Origin of the sequence: Sedimentibacter sp. B4, from assembly GCF_000309315.1 — a bacterium.
Taxonomy (GTDB): Bacteria; Bacillota; Clostridia; order Tissierellales; family Sedimentibacteraceae; genus Sedimentibacter; species Sedimentibacter saalensis.
Genome location: NZ_CANG01000178.1, coordinates 1 through 240, shown reverse-complemented (window position 1 = coordinate 240; position 240 = coordinate 1). Strand labels below are relative to the sequence as shown.

The 240-nt window shown below is 72.1% G+C and carries 1 protein-coding gene; it reads left to right on the top strand.

Annotated features, from left to right (window positions below):
• Window positions 1-193, top strand: a 193-nt coding sequence (locus tag BN358_RS26185) for a hypothetical protein (protein WP_198018384.1), incomplete at its 5' end; no start/stop codon positions are given.
• Between the last annotated feature and the right edge of the window lie 47 nt (window positions 194-240).

The following is a 240-nucleotide window of genomic DNA, read 5'->3' as shown; positions in this document are numbered from 1 at the left end:
CGTGCTGCTCCGCGCCATCGATGCCACCGGAGGGGACAGCCGGGCCGGTGTCGGCGTGGTCCCGCAGTTCATGGCCGTGGCGCACGGTGCCGCGTCCATGCACCTGGTCGGGATCTTCTCCGACCTGGACGCAGCGGCCGGACTGGCGGCCAAGACGATGCGCAGCCTGCTGCGCGGCGCTCAGGCCTCGTAGTCGACGCAGACCCGGGCGGTCGCAACCGCCTTGATCAGCGCGCCCAA